General features: G+C 36.9%; 21 protein-coding genes. 4 read left to right on the forward strand and 17 right to left on the reverse strand.

Features of this window, described 5'->3' with window-relative positions:
• Positions 1–123: 123 nt before the first annotated feature.
• Both GUB10_RS09360 and GUB10_RS09365 read right to left on the reverse strand, forming a co-directional pair.
• Positions 124–378, reverse strand: a complete 255-nt coding sequence (locus GUB10_RS09360; RefSeq protein ID WP_193711171.1) for a hypothetical protein — start codon at positions 376–378, stop codon at positions 124–126.
• A 157-nt stretch (positions 379–535) separates the two neighbouring features.
• A complete protein-coding gene (locus GUB10_RS09365) occupies positions 536–1,546 on the reverse strand; it encodes a hypothetical protein (RefSeq protein WP_193711172.1) in 1,011 nt (336 codons plus the stop codon).
• Positions 1,547–2,206: 660 nt separating this feature from the next.
• On the opposite strand from GUB10_RS09365, the gene GUB10_RS09370 reads away from it, so the two are divergent.
• The 4 genes from GUB10_RS09370 (at position 2,207) to GUB10_RS09385 (ending at position 6,698) form a co-directional block, all read left to right on the forward strand.
• Positions 2,207–3,643, forward strand: a complete 1,437-nt coding sequence (locus tag GUB10_RS09370; protein ID WP_193711173.1) for an exonuclease domain-containing protein — start codon at positions 2,207–2,209, stop codon at positions 3,641–3,643.
• A 126-nt stretch (positions 3,644–3,769) separates the two neighbouring features.
• On the forward strand, positions 3,770–4,492 hold the full coding sequence (ric, locus tag GUB10_RS09375) for an iron-sulfur cluster repair di-iron protein (protein ID WP_193711174.1): 723 nt from the start codon (positions 3,770–3,772) through the stop codon (positions 4,490–4,492).
• Between the two features lie 316 nt (positions 4,493–4,808).
• Positions 4,809–6,017 carry a hypothetical protein gene (locus GUB10_RS09380; protein WP_193711175.1) on the forward strand — a complete coding sequence of 403 codons (1,209 nt, stop codon included), beginning with the start codon at positions 4,809–4,811 and terminating at the stop codon, positions 6,015–6,017.
• An 84-nt stretch (positions 6,018–6,101) separates the two neighbouring features.
• Positions 6,102–6,698, forward strand: coding sequence for a Crp/Fnr family transcriptional regulator (locus tag GUB10_RS09385; protein ID WP_193711176.1), 597 nt, complete (start codon positions 6,102–6,104; stop codon positions 6,696–6,698).
• A gap of 53 nt (positions 6,699–6,751) precedes the next feature.
• Here the strand turns inward: GUB10_RS09385 and GUB10_RS09390 are convergent, their stop codons facing one another.
• The 15 genes from GUB10_RS09390 to GUB10_RS09460 form a co-directional block, all read right to left on the reverse strand.
• Entirely contained in the window at positions 6,752–7,534 is a 783-nt protein-coding gene (locus GUB10_RS09390; protein ID WP_193711177.1) for an ABC transporter permease, read from the reverse strand.
• Positions 7,527–8,234: an ABC transporter ATP-binding protein gene (locus tag GUB10_RS09395; RefSeq protein ID WP_193711178.1), complete on the reverse strand. Its 708-nt coding sequence runs from the start codon at positions 8,232–8,234 to the stop codon at positions 7,527–7,529. Before GUB10_RS09395 ends, GUB10_RS09390 begins: the two co-directional genes overlap by 8 nt.
• The gene (gene nosD, locus GUB10_RS09400; protein ID WP_370591086.1) at positions 8,228–9,379 is read right to left on the reverse strand and encodes a nitrous oxide reductase family maturation protein NosD; all 1,152 of its coding nucleotides are present in this window, start codon (positions 9,377–9,379) and stop codon (positions 8,228–8,230) included. Before nosD ends, GUB10_RS09395 begins: the two co-directional genes overlap by 7 nt.
• A gap of 91 nt (positions 9,380–9,470) precedes the next feature.
• A complete protein-coding gene (locus GUB10_RS09405) occupies positions 9,471–9,911 on the reverse strand; it encodes a nitrous oxide reductase accessory protein NosL (RefSeq protein ID WP_193711180.1) in 441 nt (146 codons plus the stop codon).
• A 4-nt stretch (positions 9,912–9,915) separates the two neighbouring features.
• Positions 9,916–10,539 (reverse strand): hypothetical protein, encoded by a 624-nt coding sequence (locus GUB10_RS09410; RefSeq protein ID WP_193711181.1) that lies wholly within the window; start codon positions 10,537–10,539, stop codon positions 9,916–9,918.
• 90 nt (positions 10,540–10,629) lie between these two features.
• A complete protein-coding gene (gene nosZ, locus GUB10_RS09415; RefSeq protein WP_193711182.1) occupies positions 10,630–12,597 on the reverse strand; it encodes a Sec-dependent nitrous-oxide reductase in 1,968 nt (655 codons plus the stop codon).
• A gap of 46 nt (positions 12,598–12,643) precedes the next feature.
• Positions 12,644–13,225: a fasciclin domain-containing protein gene (locus tag GUB10_RS09420; RefSeq protein WP_193711183.1), complete on the reverse strand. Its 582-nt coding sequence runs from the start codon at positions 13,223–13,225 to the stop codon at positions 12,644–12,646.
• Positions 13,226–13,288: 63 nt separating this feature from the next.
• Positions 13,289–13,798, reverse strand: coding sequence for a cytochrome c (locus GUB10_RS09425; protein WP_193711184.1), 510 nt, complete (start codon positions 13,796–13,798; stop codon positions 13,289–13,291).
• A gap of 414 nt (positions 13,799–14,212) precedes the next feature.
• The gene (locus GUB10_RS09430; RefSeq protein ID WP_193711185.1) at positions 14,213–15,367 is read right to left on the reverse strand and encodes a porin; all 1,155 of its coding nucleotides are present in this window, start codon (positions 15,365–15,367) and stop codon (positions 14,213–14,215) included.
• 416 nt (positions 15,368–15,783) lie between these two features.
• On the reverse strand, positions 15,784–17,424 hold the full coding sequence (locus tag GUB10_RS09435) for a glycoside hydrolase family 31 protein (RefSeq protein ID WP_193711186.1): 1,641 nt from the start codon (positions 17,422–17,424) through the stop codon (positions 15,784–15,786).
• A gap of 91 nt (positions 17,425–17,515) precedes the next feature.
• Positions 17,516–19,147 (reverse strand): beta-N-acetylhexosaminidase, encoded by a 1,632-nt coding sequence (locus tag GUB10_RS09440; RefSeq protein ID WP_193711187.1) that lies wholly within the window; start codon positions 19,145–19,147, stop codon positions 17,516–17,518.
• Between the two features lie 37 nt (positions 19,148–19,184).
• Positions 19,185–20,813, reverse strand: a complete 1,629-nt coding sequence (locus GUB10_RS09445; protein ID WP_193711188.1) for a sulfatase — start codon at positions 20,811–20,813, stop codon at positions 19,185–19,187.
• Between the two features lie 112 nt (positions 20,814–20,925).
• Positions 20,926–21,852 carry an endonuclease/exonuclease/phosphatase family protein gene (locus tag GUB10_RS09450; RefSeq protein ID WP_193711189.1) on the reverse strand — a complete coding sequence of 309 codons (927 nt, stop codon included), beginning with the start codon at positions 21,850–21,852 and terminating at the stop codon, positions 20,926–20,928.
• Positions 21,853–21,903: 51 nt separating this feature from the next.
• Positions 21,904–23,490, reverse strand: coding sequence for an arylsulfatase (locus tag GUB10_RS09455; RefSeq protein ID WP_193711190.1), 1,587 nt, complete (start codon positions 23,488–23,490; stop codon positions 21,904–21,906).
• A 130-nt stretch (positions 23,491–23,620) separates the two neighbouring features.
• Positions 23,621–25,057 carry a sulfatase gene (locus tag GUB10_RS09460; RefSeq protein ID WP_193711191.1) on the reverse strand — a complete coding sequence of 479 codons (1,437 nt, stop codon included), beginning with the start codon at positions 25,055–25,057 and terminating at the stop codon, positions 23,621–23,623.
• Positions 25,058–25,486 lie beyond the last annotated feature (429 nt).

Below are 25,486 nucleotides of genomic sequence, written 5' to 3' on the forward strand. Positions count from 1 at the left end.
TATCATACCACAACCTCTTTTTTAAGGATCGGCATTCTATTTTTTCTACTCAGAATTTATTTTTTTCACACCTCAACTTCCGCTATACTTTCTTTTACTGCCTTTCCACAGTTAAAACAGGATTCAGCTATTCTTCCTAACATTCCTGGATTTCATTTCTTTTTTTACATCATTAAATTGCTTCCAAAAAATAAGTGATAATGGTAAAAATGCGAACGGAAGAAATGTAGTAGCCATAATACTACTCATAAAAAGAGTGATTATAGAGGAAATGACCATTACGATTATTAAACCTAAAAAAATGGAGAAAATAATTGATTTATCCCTGTATTCTTTTTGCAACTCATCATTGGTCAATACTTTTAAATTCGTTTTCATAAAGGTTATTTACTAATTTTTTCGCTGAGGATTTCGATTAGGACAAGTCACGGGGTAGGTACGCTTACTTGTCGGATTAACCATTTTTTATCTCATTTCTAGAGTTATACTTTTTCGGCAACACCCGATATTTGCGATTAAGCAGTATTGTGCGTAGTTAATTGTTTTTATTTACTTTGGTAAGATTTTCTACAATTCCTTTTAATTCCCCTAAAATTGATTTTGTATTTTCATCACTCGTTCTTTTTTGTGGCCTAGTGGGCGAATAGAAAACTACTTTGGTAGCCTCTGATATTATTTGATCTTTGACTATTGGGTCTCCAGCCAACTCCCCATAATTTGGCAACGAGGTTGCAACTGCTGCGCGATGAGCATATTCTTCCTCTAAATCACGTTCTTTTTTATACTGACCAAATGAATAAACGAATAAAGAGTAGACAGGAAAAAGTATTGCAACTCTTAAAAAATGTAAAACTGAATTATCAGGTTGCTTATCTATGATAGCCTGAATTTGTTCAATTGTTGCTTTTGTTGGATATGTGAAACTGAATGTGGAAACTAAAGAATTAATTACCCAAACCGTAGCATAAATACTTCCGACTCCTGATAATAATACTAGTACTAACCAAATAATACGATTAGTTTTAATCTTGTCTTGCCTATTCTTAAAAGAATTAGAGAGTGATCCTGCTACAGCTGGCTCAATTAATGTATTTACTGTCTGTATTAACTCATCAATATCATTCTTTTGTTTAATCACATTTTGATATTCTAAATCGAACGCTTTTACTTTCTCACCTAAGTCTGTACCAATAATTAGCTGATTCTTTATTCCCCAGGAAGACAAATTTGTTCTAAAAGATTCCAGCTGTGAAATGGCATTTGTAAAATTTGTTTGATTTGGTTGAGTTTTTAGTTGTTGTAACCTTTGTACAGCTGTGTTTAAATGTGTATTCAACGCATTTACTATATTAAAACTTAAATCTGAATACAAATCTTGTTCTTCAATTTGCGCTAATATCTCACTAATATATCCCTTGGTTTCTAGAAGTCTATCTTTATTAAGATTATTCCAAGGTGAGAAATTATGTGATTTTAATCTCTCTTCTAATTCAAGAGTTATAAAATTCTCTGTTGTTTGTTTAATTTGAGTAATTAAATTATCCATAAATTTTTATTAATTATGCACAACTCCTTTTAAAATAAACCCCCTATTTCCCTAAAAGCAATTCTTACCAGGTAACCATTATAGGAGACCTCCCAAAAATTTGCATTTAAAAGTTTCCGGAATAAATATTGTTACTCCAAAAAATTCAGAAATATGAGTTTTTGATAAAAAACAGCCTGTAGGGATGGCTGTTCTGGTAGCTACTATTAATAAATACCTACCGCTGTTAAATTTTCAACAATATAAGAAGAAGATTAAATTTTTGTAGGAATTACTGATATTTTTTTTCGACTGCAAAAAAGTTTATAGAAGAACTTACTGATTTTTTTTTAACCTTAAAAGAATTCTTAATCCGAGAACTTAGATTCCCGATATAAATCGAGGCAGGCTCCGAAATGAAATCGGGATGGCTATTTAAAAAAAAACAAAAAGGCAAGTCGGGTCGAGTGTATTTCAAGTTAGAATCTGAAACAAGTTCAGATTGACGAAAATGGATTTCTTCAGATAATCTCGACGAGACAGCAAAAAACTATAATATCCCGAAGTGAATTCGGGATAAATCCTGAAACAAGTTCAGATTGATGCATGCATAATAGGAATAAGTCCAATATTTAGTATTTTTTCCTTGTAAGAATTCTTAATTGTTGTTAATTTGGCGGTATGAAAGATGTCAAATTTGCGATAACCGATATTGAAACTACCGGCGGTGGGATAAAAGGCAATAAAATCACCGAAATTTGTGTGTTGGTAGTACAAAATGGGGAAGTGATAGACGAGTATCATTCCCTGGTAAACCCCGGAACCGAGATCCCGTTATATATTGAGACACTTACCAATATTAACGATGCCATGCTTAGCGATGCTCCAAAATTTAACGAGATAGCTAACGAAATTGAAGAAATTACCAAAGATTGTGTATTTGTGGCCCATAATGTAAATTTTGATTATAACATTATTAAAGCCGAGTTTGAGAATCTAGATAGGACGTTTCAGCGTAAACGCCTGTGTACGGTTAGACTTACCAAAAAGTTGATTCCGGGGCTTTTTTCATATAGCCTGGGGAATATTTGTACCTCTATTAATATTCCGCATTACGACAGGCACCGGGCAAAAGGCGATTGTGAAGCTACGGTAACCTTATTTCAACGTTGTTTAGCGCTAGATCCCGAATATGAAGTTCTTAATGGCCTGCTAAATCAACGTACCGCCGCTTCCTACCTGCCCCCTAATTTTAAAAATTCAGATTTTGAAAAACTACCAACCTCAACCGGGGTGTATTTCTTTAAAGACAAAGACGGTATTCCTATTTATATTGGCAAGGCAAAGAATATTAAGAGCAGGATAAAATCGCATTTTCAGGAAAAAACTAACCGAAAATACAAACTCATGCAAGCCACCTATAGCATAGATTATGAGCTTACAGGTAGCGAACTGCTTGCTTTGTTACGCGAATCGACCTTAATTTTAAAGTATTTTCCAAAATTCAATAAAGCACAAAAGAAAGTTAATAGGCCTTATACCCTTACCTCCTATCACAACCAAAAGGGAATTGAACAGTTTGTAATACATAAAAACAAAGTTTCGCCGGTAAGCTGGATGAAGTTCTACACCCGGGAAGAAGCCATAAATTTCCTGGAATTTATTTGCACTGAATTTGAACTATGTCCGCGCTATTGCGGCCTGCAAACCGGGGTTGAGCATTGCAGCCATTATAAAATTAAAAGCTGCAGCGGGATGTGCAAAGGAGAAATAGATGCCACCGGGTATAACCAAAGAGTTGCCAGGGCGATAGATTATATTCAGGAATACGAAAATTCCTGCCTGCTGGTGGAAAAAGGAAGGTCTAAAGAAGAAAAATCATTTATCTACCTTAAAAAAGGCCGCTATGCCGGCTATGGGTATGTAGAGAATTCGGAAGATTTTAGGCCCGAGCAATTTGAAGATTACTTAATTCCGCAGGAGAATTCCAGTTATTCCGATAGGATTATAAACAGGTACTTAAATACTAAAAAGCAACTAAACCGCTTAAACCTGGACCGGGAGGAAGAAGTAGAGGAATTGGAAACCGAGGTTTGTTTTGAGGCTATGGCTTCCTAATTTTTTTGAAAGTTGAAAAAACATTCCTGAAACTACAAATTTTAGCCTTATGACTTGACTCATAAATTAGCAGGTGAACAAGACGGATATTTGTATTGAAATATTGTTCAACTTAATGCTATTATTATGAATACCGGAACCGCTAAAACCGTAGCAGACTATGTTACCGAAAATATTAAAAACGCCCATTTATTTAAAAAACACGGCATAGATTTTTGTTGTGGGGGCAATATCAGCTTAGCCGAGGCCGCCACAAAAGCGCAAGTAAATCTGGAGTTATTGGAAAAAGAGCTACAGCAAACAGACGCAAATATTAGCGCAGCTTATGATTATAGGAACTGGAAACTGGATTTTTTAATCGATCATATTATAAATGTACATCATCAATATGTTGAAGAAAATATTCCATTGTTAATTCAATATGCTGCAAAAGTGGCGAAAGTGCATGGGGGCGAAAGAAAAGAACTCTTAAAGATTCAGCAATTATTTACCGAGGTTGCCCAGGAATTAAGTGCACACCTTAAGAAAGAAGAATTAATACTGTTTCCGTTTATAAAGAAACTGGTAAAAGCAGAAAAGGAAGGTACGCCGGCACCAGAACCAAACTTTGGAAAGATTGACAACCCCATTGAAATGATGGAAGCAGAACATGATGAGGCCGGGGCAATTTTTAAAGAAATCTCCCATTTAAGTGATAATTACACCTACCCCGACTGGGCTTGTAATACTTATAGGGCATTTTACTCCAAACTGGAAGAGTTTGAAAACGACCTACATCAACACGTTCATTTAGAAAACAACATTCTATTTCCTAAAGCAATTGAACTTGAGCGCAGTTTAAACAATTAGTATGATTTCAATTTTCGGCTTTTCCCAGAAGCCTAAGAGAAATTTAGTTTTATTTTAGAGATTTGTTTATAATTGTGTTGAAGCTACCCCGAGTTAGAAATTTCTTGGGGTATTTGCTTTTACCCGATTATTTGGGCTCCCAGAGTTGTTTGGCAGTAAACTACCTCGCAACAAGCCCTCGAGGCATTTGTTGGAAACAAATTTTTAGTTTAGAGGCAAGACTCGGGGGCATTACACCCTTTGGCGGTGCCAATAAAAAAATCTTTTCATTTAATGCATTGTTCACTTAGCAAGAGGTAATTTACTATATTCAAAAATGTTTCGCTTAAATATAAAGAACCATACTTATATTGCTCTTGCCTATTTCTTTATGGCAGCCGCCCTGGGGATATTGCTCCGGCTTTTTTATATAACCCCCATTGCGGCCAATTATAAATATATCATTCATACTCATTCCCATATAGCTTTATTAGGCTGGGTATATCTTGCACTAACCGCAATTATTTATCTATTGTTTTTTCATGGCGCAAAGCTTTCAAAAAAATACCGGTATATTTTCCTGGCCACTAATATTAGTTTGCTGGGAATGCTGTTTAGCTTTCCTTTTCAAGGTTATGCGGTAGTTTCTATTATTTTCTCTACGCTGTTTTTATTTTGCTCTTATTTTTTTACCGCTTATATTCTAAAAAACACACCTAAAAAACATCGCAATACTCACTATTATAAGCTAATAAAAGCCGCCTTATGGTATATGGTTTTCTCCAGTATTGGCCCCTGGGCTTTGGGCGCCATTATGAGTAGCCTTGGAAAAACCTCTATTTGGTATAAACTTTCTATTTATTTCTACCTACATTTTCAATACAATGCCTGGTTTTTACTAGCCATTCTGGGAATTGCCTTTTACCTATTTTATCAATTAAAATTTACATTTAATCCCAGCGAGTTTAAGCGATTTTTCTACTTACTAAATTCGGGAGTTATCTTAAGCTTCTTTCTTTCTACCTATTGGACAAATCCGCCTCTAATTTTTTATTTAGCAGGTGGTCTTGGTAGCCTTTTCCTGGTACTTGCCTTCTACAAGCTTTTTGCATTTATACTGTGGAATAAAATGAAATTAAAGCAAGGCCTTAGTCCTTTTATCTATAGAATTTTACAACTTGCCAGTGTATTATTGATTGGAAAAATAGTGATGCAAAGCCTTACGGCCATTCCCTTTTTTGCCGATTTAGCTTTTAAGAACCTGGACTTTGTTATTGGCTATTTGCACTGGGTTTTTCTTGGTTTTGTTTCAATCGCCTTATTCGGATTTTTAAACTGGTTGAAATTAATTAAGCTTCCCAAAAAAGCTTTCTATTTGTATTTGAGTGGCTTTTTAATTTCTGAAATGCTTATTTTTTACAAAGGATTGGTACTTTGGCTGGGCCTGCCTTTTTTTAGCGATTACTTTCTAATATTGGTTTTGGTAAGTGCGCTGATTCCTGTGGCTACCGGATGGATTTTAGGCCTTAATTTAAAATCCAAATAAACCACTCATTATCAGAAGATATGACCTTTCTCATTTTTAATTACAGTAATTTTTAGCAGGTTTGTTTCACTTTAAAAGTTTAAGATGATTAAAGAAAGTATTTTGTTGGATTTTGGTGCTTCAAAAGAGACTTACCATAAAGGAGACCAGCTCTTTGGAGAGGGAGAAATTGCGCTTAATTTTTTTCAGATTATAAAAGGTGAAATTAAGATGAATAACTACAATGCCGATGGAAAAGAATTTATTCAGGGGCTGTTTGTAGATGGCGAAAGTTTTGGGGAGCCGCCGTTATTGGCAGATGTAAAATATCCGGCAAATGCCGAAGCTATTAAAACTTCAGAAGTCTTAAAATTACCTAAACGTAACTTTTTAGAATTACTCACAAAACATCCCGAAACCCATTTAAAGCTAACCCGAACCCTGGCAAAAAGATTATTCTATAAGGCAATTATGGTTTCTGAAATCTCGAGCCAGGATCCCGAACATAGAATTATAAGAATACTGGATTACCTTAAAAAATATGTACACCATATTGAAGGACCTTTTAAATTTAAAGTAAACCTCACCCGCCAGCAAATAGCCGATCTAACGGGGCTACGGGTAGAAACGGTGATAAGGGCCATGAAAGGACTGGAAAAGAAAGGCGAAATAAAAATTAAAAGCGGAAAAGTATATCGTTAAGCCCTCAATGAGGGCATTTAATTATTCCTGGCTTGACCCAGGGTTTTAATTCTTTAAAAATCTTTTTTTGCTGAAATATATTTAATTCTCCAAACCGGAAGTAAAACCCATAAAATTAATACTCCAATTGAGGTAAATGCTCCTAAACCGGTTCCAAAAAATTGTTTAAATACCGCTCCCGTATACCCAAGCAAGGCAGAAATATCAAGTTTCAACAAAATAAGTATCCTCGAAAGGTCTATAGGGTTAAGCATACTGGCCACCAAAGAGAACTTATCTAAGGGATAATCCTGAAAATATACCAGGGAAAGTAAAAAGAGTCCGTCGTAAACCACGGCCAGGAAAAGCCAAAGTAAGATGGCCAGGCCAAAGCCTTTTATCTTGTTCTCGTAAGATAAGGCGATATTAAACGCCAGGGCAGTAAAAATAAAACTTAGGAATACCCCCGAAACCAACAGGGAAACAAAATCCCAAATTGCCCCCGACTGGAATAAGCCGTAAATAATAAATGGCAAACCCAGGCCCAGAATAAGGCTGGCCGACAATGAGATGACTACCCCAAGATATTGCCCGAGAAAAATAGAACTTCTTCTTACCGGCTGTGCCAGAAGCAGCTCTGTAAACTCCCGGGAATTATAAAAATACATCACTCCAAAAATGGTCCCAATAAGCGGTACCAAAACAATAATTACATTCATTAGGGTAATTACAGCATTGGAAAGGTCGTTATTTAAAAACAACAAAACCACTCCTAAAAGAAGGTAAAAGAAAAAGTATACGTAACTCCAGAGGCTACGCGAAAGGTCGTAAAAACTATATTTTAATATTTTAAGCATGGTTCCCGGTTAAGATGTTGGCAATAGCGTGTTCAAAATCTTTCTCTCCTGTAGATGTTTTAAGCTCTTCTACCGTTCCGTTAAAATAAATTTTACCTTCCAGTAGAAATACAATTCTATCTGATATTTCTTCTACAAAATTCATAATATGCGAAGTAATAAGAATGGTCTTGCCATTTTCTTTTTCCTGCTGGATAAGCTTTCGCAAACGAATAAGTGAAACGGGATCCAGCCCCGAGGTGGGCTCATCGAGAATAATTAGAGGACTATTAAACATAAAGCATAAAACCAGGTTTACTTTTTGCTTGCTTCCTCCAGATAGATTGTTAAGTTTCTTTTGCAGAAATGGTTCCAACTTAAAAAGTTCTATTAGCTCCCGGTCACGAGCTTCCTTTCCGCGTAAATCTTTAATCATATCAATAAGCTCCTGTACTTTTAAATTTCCCGGAAAATTGGCTATTTGTGGTAAATAATCTATATTTTCCCGGTAATTCCAGTGTTTTTTAACCCTTTGCCCATTTACTTCAATTTCTCCCTTTTGGGGTACTACCATCCCCAGGATACTTTTTATAAGTGTAGTTTTCCCCGAACCATTTGGCCCCAATACCGCTATAATTCCGCTTTCGGGAGTTTTAAGTTCAAGTCCGTTTAGCACCACCAGGGAACCAAATTTTTTATGGAGGTTTGTAATGTTTACCATTGAATTCTTTTCATTAAGGGTTGATCATCAATGAGGTTGGCCGGGGTAAAAATAGGAGACACTTTCTCTGAAAAATCCAGTAAATCTATAAATGTACTTCTTAGCAGCACGATAGCCTCAGGGGTTTTGTTCACCAGGTAAGAAAAGAGGCTCACAGGCCTAAAAGGCACGTCCCCAATTCCATTTTTATCCAGGTCGTAACCGGAATATCCACTCCAATAATTATGACTAAACTTATTATTATTAAGTTTTCCGGTATAGGCAATATCAAAAGAATTATATAAAAAATTATTTCGCTGAAAATTGTTATCATATACCGCTCCCCGTATTCTTACTGCATACCCATTGTTCCTAAAATTGTTTTCAATATAATTTATACGGTTGGTATTATCGGCACTAATAGCGATGGTGTTATCTTCAAAAATATTATTTCTTAATTCTGAATCGTTTATTTCCTTTAAAAGAAGTCCGTAGGAAGCACTGCCCCAGTTCTTTCTAAATTTATTATTGTGCATATCAATAAATTTAGAATACATAACCGCTACTCCGGCTCCGTTATTTTCAAAAACATTGCCCTTATACAAATCGTGGTCTGAAAACATAAAATGCAAACCATAGCGTAAGTTATCTTTACATAAATTATCAATAACCTCTGAGTTATTTACAAACTCTAAATAAATACCGTCCCTAAGCCCAATTACCTGATTGTTTTTTACTGTTATTTTCTCTGATTTCCAGATATGCACGCCGTTTCCGGAAGTTGATTGACTTTTGGCATTACTGGTAATTTTGTTTCCCAAAATAATCCCTTCGGAAGCTCTTTCTAAGAGAATCCCGAAAAACACCTTATCAAGCCGATTGTTCTTTAGCTCAAAATTTTTGGAGTTGGAGACCAAAATACCCGCAAAATCACTGGTATGGCTTCTTCCAACATTAATAATCTTTAATCCTTCAACAGAAAAGTTTTCGGCTCTTATGCTTAAGGCAGTACCTTTCATTTGGGCGTCTATTACCGGAAGGCCTTCTCCAATAATGCTAATGGATTTATCGATAATACTTATATCATGCTCTTTATAAGTTCCGCTTTTTATTTTGAGGATATCTCCATCCCTTGCCATATCTACGGCTGCCTGAATAGTCTTCACCTCACAGGTTTTACAGACTTCTATCTCCCGCGCCCGTGAAACCACTGAAGCAAAAACAAAAATTATAAAAAGAAAAAACCTGCACATAATATTAGTAACTGGTTATTACCGGTTCATTATTTAGAAAATTACTTTGTAATTCTTCCCAACTAAAAATCCCTTCGCCTCCTTTGTTAACTACATCACTCTCTTTTTTAAAAGCAGCCAAATTGCCGCCCATGGGAGATTTAATACTATCGTTTATCACAAAACCGGCCGTTTTCACATCTATCATCACTCCGGGCTGTTCAAAATTGGCCACAAGATAAACCGCCATATTATAGTCTTGCTGAAGCTGGTGGTTCACCATACATTCTATTGCATCATATTTATACTGCTTGCCTTTTTGGCTTACAGCCTGGGCAGCAAAAGCCTTGCTCACAATTGTCATTTCACAAAAATCACAATTGTCATTTCCGTAATTTATGGGTTGGGGTTCATTGCTGCAAGCCATTAATATCCCAAGCATAAAAAGGTAGATTATCTTTTTCATAGCTTTAATTTTTATTTAGCTCCGTTGTTTTTGACTTCCTCCCAAGAAGCCATGCAACTAAAGTCAACAACATTCCTATAAACATTAAATAGGCACCGGCCCTAGGGTAGGAATGTGCAGTGAAATTTAAAATTTTCTGAGATCCAAAGAGGGGTGGTTTGTAGCTCAAAGGATTGCCTTCAGAATCGGTTAGCTTCATAATTGCCCTGGGATCCAGGTCTGTTCCATAATCGGTTAACCAATTATTAAAATCTATCATCCCTAAAACTCCCAAAACCGTCATTAAGATAAGCCATCCTAAAAACCATTTTGGCCCTATAACTTTAAAGAACCCTAGAATTCCCAGCAAGGCACCAAGTGCGGCCATTCCTCCAATTACAAGTGGAAAAGTATTGAATTCCCACATTTCTGCCGGGGTAGGAATCTTTTTCATTCCAATATAATGGTTAATCCCATCTATATTTTGAATATCAAATTCTTCTTCGCCCTCAATTCCACTTATATAAATATTCATCCCCAGAGGGTCAGGATATTGCGGAGCTTCCAACTGAATATTCCAAAGTGGGAAGATAAACAGGCCTAGCAGTAAAGCTGAACCAATTATCATTAAAGTTCCTGATTTTTTCATTTGTAATTGGGATTTTTAAAAGAAAGCGGGCAAACATTCCATCCACCCGCCTTTCTCAATCTAAAAACAACCAGTTTTCAACTAAATAAACTAATTAATCTCTTCGTCATCCAAAGTCCATTTTAATGGCACATTTGAATTTTTACCGGAAACTCTTACATATCCCTGCATTTCCTGGTGTAAGGCCGAACAGAAATCTGTACAATAGAATGGCCATACGCCTTCTTTTTTAGGTTCCCAGGTAATTGTCTTTGTTTGTCCCGGCATTATTAAAAGCTCTGAAGTATTTGCACCAATCATAGCAAAGCCGTGGGGTACATCAAAATCCTGCTCAAGGTTGGTAACATGGAAGAATACTTTATCTCCTACTTTAATACCTTCCAGGTTATCTGGTGAGAAGTGACTTCTCACGGTAGTCATATACACATGAACTTCATTGCCCTCACGAACCATTTTAGTTTCAGATTCACTAATAGCGGCATATTCATGCTTGTTTTCATCTAAACGATAAATTTTCTTAGATTTCGATTTGATTTTCTCGGCAGGAATACCTGCAGCATAGTGGGGCTCTCCATGTGTTGGAAAATCTAAAAGAAGTTCCATTTTTTCTCCTGAAATATCATACAACTGTGCAGAGTGCTCTAACTCGGGCCCGGTGGGCAAGTAACGATCTTTGGTTATTTTGTTCATAGAGATCATATACTTACCGTATGGCTCTCTTGAGTTACCACCCGGAATCATAAGGTGACCAACAGAATAGTAACTTGGCTGCCTGTCTAAAACTTCCCAGGTTCCTAATTTCCATTTTACAACTTCAGAAGAGATAAAGAAAGTAGTATAGGCATTTCCTTTACCATCAAACTCGGTATGTAGTGGGCCTAAACCTCCTTCTTTAACTGTACCTGCCAAGGTAGAGTCGAAATTTAGCACCGGGATACCATACGCATCTCCATCAAAATCTTCATTCTCGATAGCCTTCAGCATTTTTGAAAAAGAATGAACGGTTAGATCTGTTGAAAGTTTTCCGTTACCTACAATATACTCTCCCGATGGGTCTACATCGCAACCATGAGGAGATTTTGGGGTTGGCATAAAGTAAACCGCTCCTTCCACTTCTCTCGGGTCTACGGTTAAAACTTTCTTTTCCATAGTAGTGGTAGCCGTTTGTGTGCTATGATCAAAAACATTATGCGCATATTCGGCATCTATTTCTTCCCCTCCTCCATTTTTTACATATTCCTGAATTTTCTTCCAGTTTACGGCAGCGATAAAATCTTTATCATTTTGTGAAGCGTTTACTTCCTGCATAGTATGGGCTTCTTCGGTATTATAAGTAGTAAAGAAGAACCATCCGTGGGAATCTCCGCGCCCGGGATGCGAAAGGTCGTAGTTAAAGCCTGGCATTTTTAGCTGAAAATCGATATTCATTCTACCGTTATCATCAATAGCAATAAAGGTAAGAGGGCCTTTAAAGTTTCCTTTCATTTGGTCTATAGCCATATCCTCTTGTGGATAAGGCACAGAAAAACGGGTACCTGCCACTACATATTCGGTATTTTCGGTAATGAACGAAGAAGAGTGGTTCCCGGCACTGTGGGGGATCTCAATAATTTCTTCGGTTTCAAAAGTTTCAAGACTAATACGCGCTATCCTTGGCGTATTATTTTCATTGATAAAAATCCAACGTCCGTCAAGTTCCCCTTCTGTTTGAGAAATATCGGGATGGTGGGCATCTCCCCAAGGCACGAAACCGAATGAAGTATTTAACATAGGCACTGTTTCTTCAGAATACCCATAACCATTGGTTGGGAATTGGGAAAAAACAGGAATCTCTTTTAGCAACCTTCCCGATGGTAAACCATATACGGTTAGGTTACCGCTATAACCACCTGAGAGAAATGCATAATACTCGTCGTGCTCCCCCGGTGCTACATATACGCGCTCGGCTGCGTTGGAAGTAATGGCCCCCGATTTACTGCCCGAAGATCCATCATTACCACAAGACTGTAAAAAAAGGCCCAGGATTCCGAGGACGGTAATTTTAATTATATTTTTCATTAGATTAGGTTTTAATTTATTACTAGTTACTTGAAAATTAAATTGATTACTCTTTTGGTAAAATAACGTCTTCTACAACGTGTACCCAGCCATTGCTCACCTTAACAGTACCTACTATCTTAGCTCCGCCTACCATAATATCTTCTCCTTCTTTACTAAGCTCTACATTCTCCCCCGATGCCATGTATAGGGAACGGCCTTTCTTTATATTCTTTTCAAGCATATCTATGGGATAGTTACTGGGTGCCACGTGGTTTGTAAGTATATAAGCCAGTTTAGACTTATTTTCAGTTGTTAATAGATTTTCAACCGTCCCATCGGGCAATTTATCGAAAGCAGTATTTGTGGGGGCAAAAACAGTAAGCGGCCCTACATTTACCAGCGCATTTTCAACATCGGCAGCTTCAACTGCAGCTACTAAAGTGGTATGATCTTTAGATTGCATTGCCAGGCGTAAGGCATTTGGTGTTTCACTATCGTCATCAATAAAGGCCTGGCCCTTATTGGCATTTGTAGTTTCTTCTGTGATAGCAGCCTCTACTTTATCGCCTTTATTATTCTTACAGCCAATAAGAATAGTGACACTTAAGAGCAGAATACAGCTTAAGAAAAGGACATTTTTTTTCATGATTGGTTGGTTTAATTAAGTGTTGAGTTTTATTTCAATGGAGTTTATAATTCACTAAAACACCTAGTTTTCCTTATCATATTGTCTAAAATACTCTACAATAGCCCTGGCTTCATCTTCTTCAAGTCCCTGATTGGCCATAACGGCCATATTTGATTCTATAAGCAGCTTCTTGGCGATAGGATCTTTTTTAATCATTTCTTCAGGATTAAGAATCATATTCATGATCCATTCTGGCGAGCGTCTTTCGGTTACTCCGGCAATTTCAGGACCTACAAACTTCTTATCCATTTTATGACAGGCAGAGCACATTTTTTTGAATATATCAGCTCCCCTGTTAGCCATTTCTGCATCTATGCTTTCGGGTAAAGCCATAGATTTAATTGGGCCAATGCCTTTATTTGACAGGTCGTTGCCCCCGGAAGCCTTTCCAGTTTCAACGTTTTCTTTTTTAGCTTTTGAACTGTAGCCCTCTAAACGAATATCTTCATCTTTATCCTTTTCAGAATTTCCGCAGGCTGCGAAAGAAAATATAAAGGCAATTGCCAATCCTATTTTTAAAGTAAATTTCATAATGATTGTTTTGAATTTCTGAAGTAAAATTACCAGCTATATTCATCCTTTTTTATGACTCCAATCATAAGAGAAATTAAATCAAATATGGGATTTATCATTTTAAATAATTTAAAACGAACCACTTACATCAAGACAGGCATAAAAAGACTGTCTTAAGTTTTAATACTTTAACCTTAAAGAAGGCGATGAAGATTAGCAAAAATGAATAAGACAGAAGTAAGTAAATTAGCTTTTGGTATAATATTTTTTAGCTTGCGTAAACCGATAAATTAAGTAGAAAATTGAAGTAGGAAAATTTAAAAATGACCAGTATAAAGAATATCTACAGTCATTAATTTCATTAAATAAAAGGTTTTGGAGCTTATGTTCATTATTTATATAAGCTCTCGAAGAAAAAGAGATTTTTTAAGCTTACAACAGCAACAAGGGAGCTATAATACCCACCCTCACTTCATTTCTATTATAGTTTGCGGCTCCCAGTTCTTCTACAGCATAGTTTGAATAATCATAATACCTACCAATATAGGCCAGAAAAAACCTGATATCAATTTTCTTAAACGGACTATAGTATAAGGTAGGAACCATCCCGTAGCTTCTTCTCATGTGTTTACGATCGCTTGTAACATTAGAATAGGCGCTACTGGTCATTAAACTTAATAAGCCTTTAAATTTTGAATTAAATTGATATTCGGCCCTAAACCAGTTTTCAATATACAGCACGTCTTCTGCAATAGATTCATCTGCAAAAATTTCGGTTACAATACCTTTGGTATCTACTTCTTCGAAACTGTAATTAAAATCATACATTAAGCTGAAGTTTCGGTTTTGATATTTATTCCCTAAAGTAAAAAAGTAGGTTCCTCTGTTTTTTACCTGGTTAGAATAGCTAAGGCTGTAAATAGTTTGAAATTTACCATCAAAAAAACTTCCGCGCCAGTTTCCAACCACCGCTACCGGCCAATCGGGTTCCTGGATATTTTCAGCAACAACATCGCCATAAATATCTTCGTAATGCATTGTACGGGAATTTAGCACCTGAAAACCAAACTTATGCCCTCCTAAAGGCTTATAGGTAATACCGGCACCGGTTACAAAGGCTAAAGCATTGCTTTGAATATCGTTATACTCCAACACCTCAAGAGCTTTAAATTCATATTCATAACCTCCGTAAAAAGCATAGGTTTTTCCCAATATAATATCTACAGTAGGACTAAGCTTAATATCCAGATAAGCCAACTCTATATTACTTCCCAACTGGTCCAGGCTTTGTACATCACTACCTTTATTAAAACGATTCCTAAAGCTAAAATCAATCCTATCGTGTAATTTTGCTGAAAATCCCATTGCTGTGAATCCATTCTCAAACTGTATCCCATTATAATAGCGGTCGCCGCCCCTAAAAGTATACGCCTGAAACTCGGTACGCATATCAAAAGTTATATTCAAATTTTCTAAAAGGCTTTTCTTTTCCAAAGAGATAAGAGGTTCTTTCAAACTATCTTTTACCTGTGAAAACCCCAAAAAGGGAGTTAATAATAGCACAGTTATCAGAAAAGACTTTAGCATACAGATTAGAGATTTAAAATTTTAAGCTTTAGGGTTGAACATTTTTTTCTCAATAGGTTTATTTAAAAACAAAAAACTATCAGAAAATTACCTCGGAACAAGTCCACGAGGCATTCGTTGGAAACAACTTTTTAATTTCGAAGCAAGCTTCAGGGTATTATAGCCTTTGGCAATGCTACTAAAGCATCTTTATTAAATCTACTAAAATTTTATGGAAATATTACTCTTATCTGCATATTTCACAAATTCTGTTGCATTTGTATTTTCAGACATTCCTTAATCAAAAAAAGGGTTCAGAATTCTCTCAAATCCTAAACCCTTCTTATTTATTTTGAAATATCGCAGCCTAAAATTAAAAATTAACAGGCAAATTTCTATTCCTTTTAATTAAGAAGATTTCCTTAAAAATTATAAATCTATTTAGTTAGTCTTTCAAAATAAGGCAGTTCATCTAAATCAGCCTGGACCACTTTTTTTGTAGGCCCTTTAATTATTTTACCCGAAGAATCTTTCCATTTTCCCTTTGGGAAATGGACTATTCGTTCTCTTTTCCCCTTTTCTAAAACCGGTGCTACCAAAACCTCATCACCTAACATAAACTGATCTTTTACCAGTTCAAACCCCTTGTTTGGAAAGCTATATTCCATGGTACGAACAATTGGCTCCCCCGTTTTAGAAGATTCTTTGGCTAGTTGCATAATATAAGGTGTAAACTCTTTTCGTAAAGCTACACTCTCTTGTACGGCCTGTAAGTGTTCCTTATCTAAAATACGCCAGGGAGCCACTGAAAACTGCATCATAGGCATTAAGGCATGTACCTGTGCCGAACGCACAATAAGCTCCTGGTCTATAGTTTCGGCATTAAGAAATGAAGAAAACTCACCACCTCCTATCATATCGGGTGCACTGTAGGCATATCCCATTAACCCCTGTACGGTAATATTGGGAATTAAAGTAGAAAGATCTCCCCACCTATGTCCTTTATCACTAAGGCGTTGTGCCAGAGGTTGTCCTCCCATTTTCCACATCGCACGATATTCATTTAAAGGAAAATCGAGACCTATTTCCCCAAAAAGTTTAGCATGCTCATTCGGGCTGGTATTTGGCTTGTGGGAAACAAGTGCATCGGGATAAAAATTAAAATCGCCAGCATCAAGTTTAAAACCGTCTACGCCATAATTTTCCTGGAGGTATTCTAACTCCCCCTTAAACCATTTTTTGGCGGCAGGGTTAGAAAAGTCTAATAAAGCACTCACCCCGTTCCACCAATAGATCATAGCAGGTTCGTTTGGTGGAAGCAGCCTTGTTTCTGTATTTTTTTCTTTCCCGGGATTTGTTAAAAACAATTCTTTTTTTGCTAAATCTCTGTAAACGTCACTATCGGGACTTACAAAAGGACATACCCATAACATTACTTTGAAACCAAGATCATGCAGTTCATCTATCATAGCTTTAGGGTTTGGAAATCTACCTTCGTGAAAATTCCACTTCCCATAATCTTCCTGCCAGTTATCGTCTATCATTAGCACTCCAGGAGGCAACCCATTATCTATGATTGCGTGGGCGTATTCTAAAATATCGTCTTGATTTTGATTATACATGAGCTCTATCCAGGTATTATACTGCGGAGCTTTAAAAAGCAATTCGTCAGGTAATTCCCCGGTAGAAGGGAAGAAATTTTCAGAAGCATACTTATAAGCCTCTTTTAAGTTCTTGCCAGCATTAATAACCTTAATATCTCTTCTCGCATCCAGTTCTATGATGTCTTCAGAAACACTAAATTTAAAAGGCTCTTCAGACCATATTACCCGACCCTTACTGGAAACCAATAAAGGTTGTACCTGGTTGTATTTGTTTTTTCCATACATATTAAAAGAATAACCGGAAGAAAAAGGCATGCGATGTCCGTCGCTAACCGCCCCACCCCACCAAGATTCATTTTTAAGGATTTTTACTTCTTTACTATTTTGAGCCTGGGCTGAAAAACTAAAAAAGCTGAGCAAAACAAGACATAGAATAGTTGTTCTATAAAGCTTTTGAGATTGTTTTTGATTCATACTTATTTCTCTTAATAATTTGTTTGACTGGGTCTTTAATTTAAATTTTAGAATTTTTGCTTATATTTTATTTGTTAAAGTATGCTTCCATTTAATTATCCTTATTGGGTAATGCTTCTTTAATAGGTGCAAAATAGATTCCTTTATCTTTCCATGTTTCCAGAAGCGCAGGAAGCCGGCTCATAAACCTATTAAAATCTTTCTGCTTAGGTTGGGTCCAACCTACTTCTGCATAGGCCGCAATACGAGGAAAAACCATATAATCCATATAACCACTGGTAGGGATCCACTCTCCCCACATTTGGGCACCTGTACCTATAACATTATTGTGATATTGTGTTTCTAAACTTTCAGGAATCGGGTTAAAATTATAAGCTCTTTCCAAAGAAATATTGCTATAAGAATAATCGAGGTAGGTTTCGGTATGTAAAGAATTAACAATTTCATATCCTTCAGCAGCTGCCTCTGTCATTAACTTGATATCGCCACGCCAAAAGTGTACTACAGAACTTTTAGACAATTCCTCTTCTGCTGCTTTATCCTTTTTGGCCTGATATTCGTGAATGTTCTGCCCTAAAATCTCGTTCCAGCCCATCATCTTACGCCCTTTACTTTCTAAATATTGGGAAATTCTATTGGTAAAAGCTACTTGTAAATCGGCAAAAGTATTTAGGTTATTTTCCTTCATATAATTTTTAATCATCGCCGATTGTTCCCAATGCTCATACTTGGCTTCATCGCCACCAATATGGATTACTTTTGAAGGAAACAGCGCCATTACCTCATCCAATACATCGGTAAGAAACTCGTAAACCTTTGGATCGGCTACATTAAAAATATCTTCGCTAACCCCAAAATTAATCGGCACCTCTATTTCCTCTCCCGAAGAGCCCAACCAGGGATATGCAGCTATTGCTGCAGAAGCGTGCCCGGGCATTTCAATTTCAGGAACCACCGTGATATACCGATCTTCGGCATATTTTATAATCTCTTTAATTTCATCCTGGGTATAAAAACCTTCGTGAGGTTCTCCAGATTGTATGGGGCTATTCCATTTTCGGGGACCAACCTGTGTACTTGCCCTCTTAGATCCAATTTCGGTAAGTAAAGGATATTTTTTAATTTCAATACGCCAGCCCTGGTCATCTACCAAATGCCAGTGAAAAACGTTCATTTTTAACCTTGCCATCTCGTCTAGCAACTTCTTCACCTGTGTTATACCTTTAAAATACCTGGCTTCATCCAGCATAAATGCCCTCCATTCAAAACGCGGGGCGTCGGTAATTTCAACATAGCTCAAAACATGATCTTTATTGGTTTTTAGCATTTGAAGTAGCGTTTGTAGCCCATAAAAAAGGCCCTGTTCGCTTGCTGCGGAAATTTTCACCCCTTTTTTGTCTATGAGTAAATTGTAGCCTCCTTTAGATTTGGTCTCTATTTTATTATCTAAAATAAAATGTACGTTGGCTGAAGACTTACTTTTGGCGAGTGTAATATTTCCTTCAAAATTATCCTGTAATGCTTCTGAAGCATATTCCAATAATGGGTTTAGGGTTTCTTTATTTATCCTTAAGCTCAATTTATTTTTGTGCGCAAAGTTTCCTTCAGTTTTAATCATTTTATTGGGCTGCGGAATTACCTGAAAAGCATCATCTTGTGCTATCGATACAAATGGTAACATAAGCAACAGGGAGTAGCCCAGGAATTTGAGGGATTTAATCATATCTTAGGGTTTTACTAATTTTATTCTGCGTTAGCTATTAATCTTCGGTTACTTTACTATCCCACCAATTTTTATTAGGGCTAAAGTCTTTAGAAAGCACTTTTTTTCGTTCTGCTTCCAGATTTGGCAACAGATTATTTACTTTCTTTTCGTACAACTTTTCGGCTAATTCAGGGTCGTGCATTGGATCTTTTTCTGGTTTCTTTGCGGCAACTTCGTTTAGAAATTCTTCTAACTCCTTCCGCATTTTTGAAGTAATCTCCGGGTTTTCTGATGCAACATCATTTTGTTCTCCGGGATCGATATTTAAGTTATATAACTCATCTCTATCATCTTCGTAATAATGGATTAATTTCCAATCTTTTTTCCGAATAATGGAAGAAGGCTCGCCCCCCTGATTTCCGTAATGCGGATAATGCCAATAAAGGTTCCTATCGGCAATCTTTTTACCTTCCAATAATGGTTTTAGGCTTTTCCCATCTTTATGCTGATTTGGCAATAGATCGGTATTCGCAAAATCAAGCAGTGTTGGGTAAAAGTCGGTGCCTGTTACAGGCTCCTCTATCTTTTTGGGAGCATCTTTCATACAGGGAACTTTAATAAAGAAAGGTTCTCTTATACCTCCTTCCCATTGGTAGCCTTTCCCCCCACGTAATGGCAAATTTGAAGTAGAAAAGGAATCTCCGGAAGCCACACCACCATTATCTGAAGTAAAAACAACAATTGTATTATCGGCTATTCCCAGTTCCTGTAATTTATCTAAAACCAGGCCTACAGCATCGTCCATTTGTTCTACAAGCCCCGCATAGATAGGATTATCCTGAACAGTACGAATAGGAAGTACGCGCTCCATTTCGTACCCACTTTCTTTGATTCCTAATTTTTCTGCTTTATTACGGTATTTTCCCCATTTTTTTTCGGTAGTCTGAATGGGGCCGTGAACAGCATAAAACGAAAGAAAAGCGAAAAAAGGCTCGTCTTTATTTGCCGTCATAAAATCTGAAGTTTCCCTGGCCAGGCGCAAAGAGAGGTTTTCGGCTTTTTCCCGGTTTGGAAGTTTAGGATTTTCCCAAGGAGAAAAATAACCACCTATTGGTGTCCCAACATCCCAGCCTCCTTTATTAATTTCAAATCCGTGATCTTCAGGATAAGAGCCTTCGTCTCCTAAATGCCACTTCCCGGCAAAAAAAGTTTTATAACCGGCATCACGCATAGCTTCTGCCAAACTTGTATCTTTTTTGGGCAATTGATGAACATAATCTGCGGGCAGCAATTTACTATTCCTACCAAGTCTACGCCAATCTTTACCTGTAGCCTCACCAATCCAATTTGTAACCCCATGACGGGCTGTAAATTTACCGGTCATAATACTGGCACGGGCAGGACTACAAACCCTACTGGCAGAATACCCCTGAGTAAAGATAGTACCTTCATGAGCTATACGATCTATATTAGGTGTTTCATAAAAATCACTTCCGGTAACACTAAGATCGTGAAGCCCCATATCATCTACAAGAATAAAGACTATGTTGGGATTCTTATTATTTTCTTTGTTAGAATCATCTGAAGCTTTGTCATTATTATTTTTACAGCTTAGAATAACTAAACTTAGCAAAAGCCCACTTAATAAAACTTTCGTTTTGTTAGATTTTAGGAGAGAAATCATGCGTTTGTATTTAGTTTGATATTTTAACTCGTAAAAATATCATAATATAGTTATACCTCCTAACATGGTTTCCTATAAAATCACAAAAGCGGAGAATTGATTCTTCCCTCCCTTATTCTTTCACTAAAAGATCAACACCTACCGGGTAGTGATCTGATAAATATTCGGTTTCCCCTTCATTAAATATAAATGCATCCACTACTTTATCCAGCATTCCGGATGGCAAAAAAATGTAGTCAATTCTTTCTTCAATTTTTGAGCGCACACTCTTATGTTTTGAAACATTCATTAAAATTGGGCTAGGGAATGTAGCACGCTTATTTGCCGCTATATACTCACGACATATATCAACTAATGGGTATGATAAAAACATAGAAATTGTTGAATAATCAAATCTTCCTTCTATTAAGTTTTCACTATTATTTCCCCCGTAATTCTGTAATAATTTAGTTGCATTTCCCTCCATATAATCGGCATCCATAGGTGAATGCGCATTCATATCGCCCATTAATAAAAAGTTGTCCAAACCTTTATCCTGGATATAGTTTACGATAAAATTGGCTTCCTGCAACCTTTCTTTTGTGTTAGATGGATTTAAGTGTGTCACTAAAAAATCGAAGCCATAGGTTTCAACATGTAAAAGACCATGACCAACATTTGCAACGATTTTGTTCTTTATATTTATTGGTTTTTTTGAAGTTATTCCCACAGGATAACCATCTTCTTTAATAATTGCTGCGTAGGAATGCCCCCATTTCTTAGCCAATGCAATTAAACTTTCCTGAGTAAAATTATTAAGTTCCTGCATTGCCAATACCTCGGGATCCTGACTCTTAACCCAGGCTATGAAACGATCTTGTCGTTCTACATCTTTCCCCCAATTAAAACCATTAAAGATATTATAAGATATAATTCGAATCTTCTTTGCTTCAGGTTTCCAATACCTTTCTAAAGAATCAATATTAACCTGAGCTTGAGATTGGTTAAAACACACCGAAAATATCAGAAAAATCAATGTAGAAAATAAAGGCTTTATCATTGAACTGTTTTTTGCTTTTGTTAAAATCTATTTTGAAATGATTATGCTCTCTTATTCCTTCTCAAAAATCTTTATTTGTTCCCATTCCTGAGCATTCAATGGTGCATCATTTTGTTGCTTAGTTCCTGAAGTACTTCTACCATTCTCAATTATTGAAGTCATGAGCGCTTTCAATTCTTTGCTTTTTTCCGGTTTCTTTTCATATAAATTATGCTCCTCCCCAGGGTCTGATTCTATATTATACAATTGAAATACGGGTAGGTCTTTTACCTCTTTAGATCCAGGTACAGGATCGCTCCAGCCTCCCGAACCAGGGGCAAAAATCATTTTCCAGTTTCCTTTTCTAATCGCAAAAGTTCCGTTTACCGAGTGGTGAACCGTAGCTTTCCTTTTATAATTAGATGTGGTTTCCTTAGAGAACAGCGGTAGCATTGAAAAGCTATCTTCCCCTTCATTATCCTTTAAATCAACCTCCAGGATATCTGCTGCTGTGGCTAAAAAATCTGTTGAGCTTATAGTGATATCTGAAGTAGACTTTTGTTCTATATGAGCAGGCCATTTTACAATAAACGGAACACGATGTCCTCCATCAAAAATATCTGCTTTATGCCCCCGGTACAGATAACTGGATTGGTGCTTTTTCTCCTTAAGTACTTCTAAATTTGCACTTGGAGCCGGACCATTGTCACTGGTAAAAACTATTAGGGTATTGTCTTCTATTCCGGCCTCTTTCACTGCTTGAGAGAGTTGCCCCATATAGAAATCAATCTCCATAACAAAATCGCCGTATGGATTTAAACCACTCTTCCCTCTCCACTCACCGGTGGGCAGAATTGGCGTATGTGGCGAAGGCAGTGCCAAATACAAATAGAAAGGATTTTTCTTTTTAGAACTTTGTTTTACATATTTAATTGCTCTTTCAAAGAAATTGGGCGTAACATCTTCGTGTTCAAAATCGGCTCCAGTAGGGCCCGACCTCCAAAACTCATAAGAGTCTTTGTTTTCGGTAATGGTATCGGGCAATGCCGTAATGATATCGTTTTCAACATATACATAAGGCGCCATATCCAGAGAAGCGGCATGTGCATAGTAATAGTTAAACCCCAAATCTTTTGGTGAATTTTTTATTGGTTTTGAGAAGTCAATATTATCAAAATCCCGCAAATCCCAACCTGCACCCAGAGAATCTCCAGTTTTTAAGGCCCAATTCCAACCCAAATGCCATTTACCTATAAAAGCAGTATTATAGCCCTGTTTTGTAAGCAAGGATGCGATTGTTGTTCTATCGTTAGGAATTAGTGGCCCGGAAGCGCCCGTGAGAACCCCACTTTTTAAAGGACTTCTCCAGTTATACCTCCCGGTTAGGATACCATAACGAGTGGGAGTACAAACTGAGGAAGAGGTATGTGCATCGGTAAACTTTATACCCTCAGCTGCCAACTTATCTATATGGGGAGTCTTTATCTTAGACTGGGGATTAAATACCTGAATATCTCCATACCCTAAATCATCGGCTAGCACATAAATAATATTTGGAGCTTTTTGCTGAACTTCATTTTCCTTTTTATCAGACTTACAACCAAAAACAAGAAGGCTAAAAAACCCAACCAGGCTTATTCTTAAAATACTTTTTTTCATTGTCATTATTATAATTCGAAATTAGCTTCCTACCTTACAACACTTGGGATGTAACACTAAATCACACGTTTTAAATACATTTTTTAGCTAAAAGATACAACCGGGCAGTTGCTAAACTTTATTTCTTAATTTACTCTGTATAAAACTTTTCTTGATGTTGGATAGCTAATTTCAGTAGCTCTTTTGCTTTTTCGGGATAACTATCAATCACATTGCCTTTCTCATAAGGGTCATGAAGCAGGTCGTACAAAGTTGTATCTAAATCTTCCTGATAATAAGATCCCGGCGCGCCACCAACCCCGGCTTTAGACAAAGTGCGGTAAGGGTGCCTTAAATGTAGTTTCCACCTTCCATCACTACTCATTACACCTTGTAAGTTTGCATCATTGGAAAAAGGATAATATTGATGAGGGTTTTGGGCTCCGGGCTTATCTACTATTAAATCCCATACATCCTTCCCGTCTATTTCATTTTCGGGAAGTGGCGTGTTAGTAAGTTTACAGATGGTAGGTAAAATATCGATAGAGCTAAAGGTTTTTCGGGTAATAGTTCCAGCTTTTATTTCTTCGGGATATTTGATAATAAGGGGATTGCGAACTCCACCTTCAAAAATAGTTCCTTTACCTTCACGAAAACGCGTTATTCCAGCGTGATCCCCATAGGCCAGCCAGGGGCCATTATCTGAAGCGATAAAAACAAAAAGGGTATTAGCTTCTAATCCATTTTTTTTGATGGCATCGTTAACCTGCCCTACAGACCAATCTAACTCCATCATCACATCGCCATAAACCCCGGTTCCCGATTTGCCCTGAAATTTTTCACCGGCAAAAACAGGTACATGCGGCATAGAATGCGGGAGATAGAGGAAAAATGGTTCATCTTTATTCTTTTCTATAAAACTTACAGCATCCTGGGTATACCATTTGGTAAGCTCTGTTTGATGCTGGGCGGTAACACTATCAATTACAACCTCGCCATTCTTCCAATACTGAAGTGGCCATTTACCCCAATATTCAGGATTTTCGGGATGACCAGACCACATATCGTTAGAATACATTAAGCCGGAAGATTCCTCAAATCCCCTATCGTGCGACCTATGGCCCGGTTTATCGCCCAGGTGCCATTTACCAAAAATCCCGGTTTTATAACCATTTTTTTGTAGCACTTCTCCCATAGTTGCAAATTGCGGATCAAGACCCGGTTCACCAGGCCCGTGAGCCCCAAAAACCTTTGTACGGCCCGGATAACTTCCGGTTAGCAACGCAGCGCGGGAAGCCGAACAAACCGCTTGCGGAACATAAAAATTATAAAAACTACGCCCTTCTTCTGCCAAAGTTTCAACATTGGGAGTTGGATATTGTGGGTTTCCAAAAGGTGCAAAATCATCGAAGGCCCCATCGTCTAAAAAGATTAAAACTACATTGGGTTTAGAAGCTTTGCTATCATTAGCTGTATCAGTTTTGCATCCGAAAACCGAAAAAGGAATAAGGGCCAATATCAGATAGGTAAAGTTGTATCTAAATTTTTTCAGCTTTATTTTTTTTGTTCCCATTTTGAAAAAAATCATTCTTTAATTGTTTTATCACATTAAAAGGCAGTTAAGTAATTATTTTACAACCAAATGCCATCTTTTATTATTAATCTCCTGTTTATAGGTATGTAAACGTTTTAGTTAAAACAAGGTAAAACTACCTCCTTAATTAAGAAACCTGAGCAAGGATAGAACGCAACTTTCTTTATTAAGCACTCCATCTTATTGATTTTAGATAATTAGCTACGACCAGACAATATCACTCCAACTTAAGCCTCGTCTACTTTTTAAATTATTTTGATTTGAAACTGTATTCTTTCCAGGCGAAATTTAAAACTTTTGATTCATAATTAGATGTTCATGGGCTTATATATTTTCTTTGAAACACATTGCCTTGTGAGTACATAACTTATATTTTAAACAAATAGCTTCAGTATAATAGTTTTACGTCCTAGAATTTTAATA

It is taken from the genome of Salegentibacter sp. BLCTC (genome assembly GCF_015143665.1).
Lineage (GTDB): Bacteria > Bacteroidota > Bacteroidia > Flavobacteriales > Flavobacteriaceae > Salegentibacter > Salegentibacter maritimus.

What these genes read in the sequence shown, in the direction of transcription:
- GUB10_RS09380 (WP_193711175.1), top strand. Translation starts at nt 4,809, where the DNA reads ATGTTTCGCTTAAATATAAAGAACCATACTTATATTGCTCTTGCCTAT.
- nosZ (WP_193711182.1), bottom strand. Translation starts at nt 12,597, where the DNA reads ATGAAAAATATAATTAAAATTACCGTCCTCGGAATCCTGGGCCTTTTT.
- ric (WP_193711174.1), top strand. Translation starts at nt 3,770, where the DNA reads ATGAATACCGGAACCGCTAAAACCGTAGCAGACTATGTTACCGAAAAT.
- GUB10_RS09410 (WP_193711181.1), bottom strand. Translation starts at nt 10,539, where the DNA reads ATGAAAAAATCAGGAACTTTAATGATAATTGGTTCAGCTTTACTGCTA.
- GUB10_RS09435 (WP_193711186.1), bottom strand. Translation starts at nt 17,424, where the DNA reads ATGAATCAAAAACAATCTCAAAAGCTTTATAGAACAACTATTCTATGT.
- GUB10_RS09360 (WP_193711171.1), bottom strand. Translation starts at nt 378, where the DNA reads ATGAAAACGAATTTAAAAGTATTGACCAATGATGAGTTGCAAAAAGAA.
- GUB10_RS09460 (WP_193711191.1), bottom strand. Translation starts at nt 25,057, where the DNA reads ATGATTTTTTTCAAAATGGGAACAAAAAAAATAAAGCTGAAAAAATTT.
- GUB10_RS09385 (WP_193711176.1), top strand. Translation starts at nt 6,102, where the DNA reads ATGATTAAAGAAAGTATTTTGTTGGATTTTGGTGCTTCAAAAGAGACT.
- GUB10_RS09405 (WP_193711180.1), bottom strand. Translation starts at nt 9,911, where the DNA reads ATGAAAAAGATAATCTACCTTTTTATGCTTGGGATATTAATGGCTTGC.
- GUB10_RS09455 (WP_193711190.1), bottom strand. Translation starts at nt 23,490, where the DNA reads ATGAAAAAAAGTATTTTAAGAATAAGCCTGGTTGGGTTTTTTAGCCTT.
- GUB10_RS09445 (WP_193711188.1), bottom strand. Translation starts at nt 20,813, where the DNA reads ATGATTTCTCTCCTAAAATCTAACAAAACGAAAGTTTTATTAAGTGGG.
- GUB10_RS09420 (WP_193711183.1), bottom strand. Translation starts at nt 13,225, where the DNA reads ATGAAAAAAAATGTCCTTTTCTTAAGCTGTATTCTGCTCTTAAGTGTC.
- GUB10_RS09390 (WP_193711177.1), bottom strand. Translation starts at nt 7,534, where the DNA reads ATGCTTAAAATATTAAAATATAGTTTTTACGACCTTTCGCGTAGCCTC.
- GUB10_RS09425 (WP_193711184.1), bottom strand. Translation starts at nt 13,798, where the DNA reads ATGAAATTTACTTTAAAAATAGGATTGGCAATTGCCTTTATATTTTCT.
- GUB10_RS09395 (WP_193711178.1), bottom strand. Translation starts at nt 8,234, where the DNA reads ATGGTAAACATTACAAACCTCCATAAAAAATTTGGTTCCCTGGTGGTG.
- GUB10_RS09365 (WP_193711172.1), bottom strand. Translation starts at nt 1,546, where the DNA reads ATGGATAATTTAATTACTCAAATTAAACAAACAACAGAGAATTTTATA.
- GUB10_RS09430 (WP_193711185.1), bottom strand. Translation starts at nt 15,367, where the DNA reads ATGCTAAAGTCTTTTCTGATAACTGTGCTATTATTAACTCCCTTTTTG.
- GUB10_RS09370 (WP_193711173.1), top strand. Translation starts at nt 2,207, where the DNA reads ATGAAAGATGTCAAATTTGCGATAACCGATATTGAAACTACCGGCGGT.
- GUB10_RS09450 (WP_193711189.1), bottom strand. Translation starts at nt 21,852, where the DNA reads ATGATAAAGCCTTTATTTTCTACATTGATTTTTCTGATATTTTCGGTG.
- GUB10_RS09440 (WP_193711187.1), bottom strand. Translation starts at nt 19,147, where the DNA reads ATGATTAAATCCCTCAAATTCCTGGGCTACTCCCTGTTGCTTATGTTA.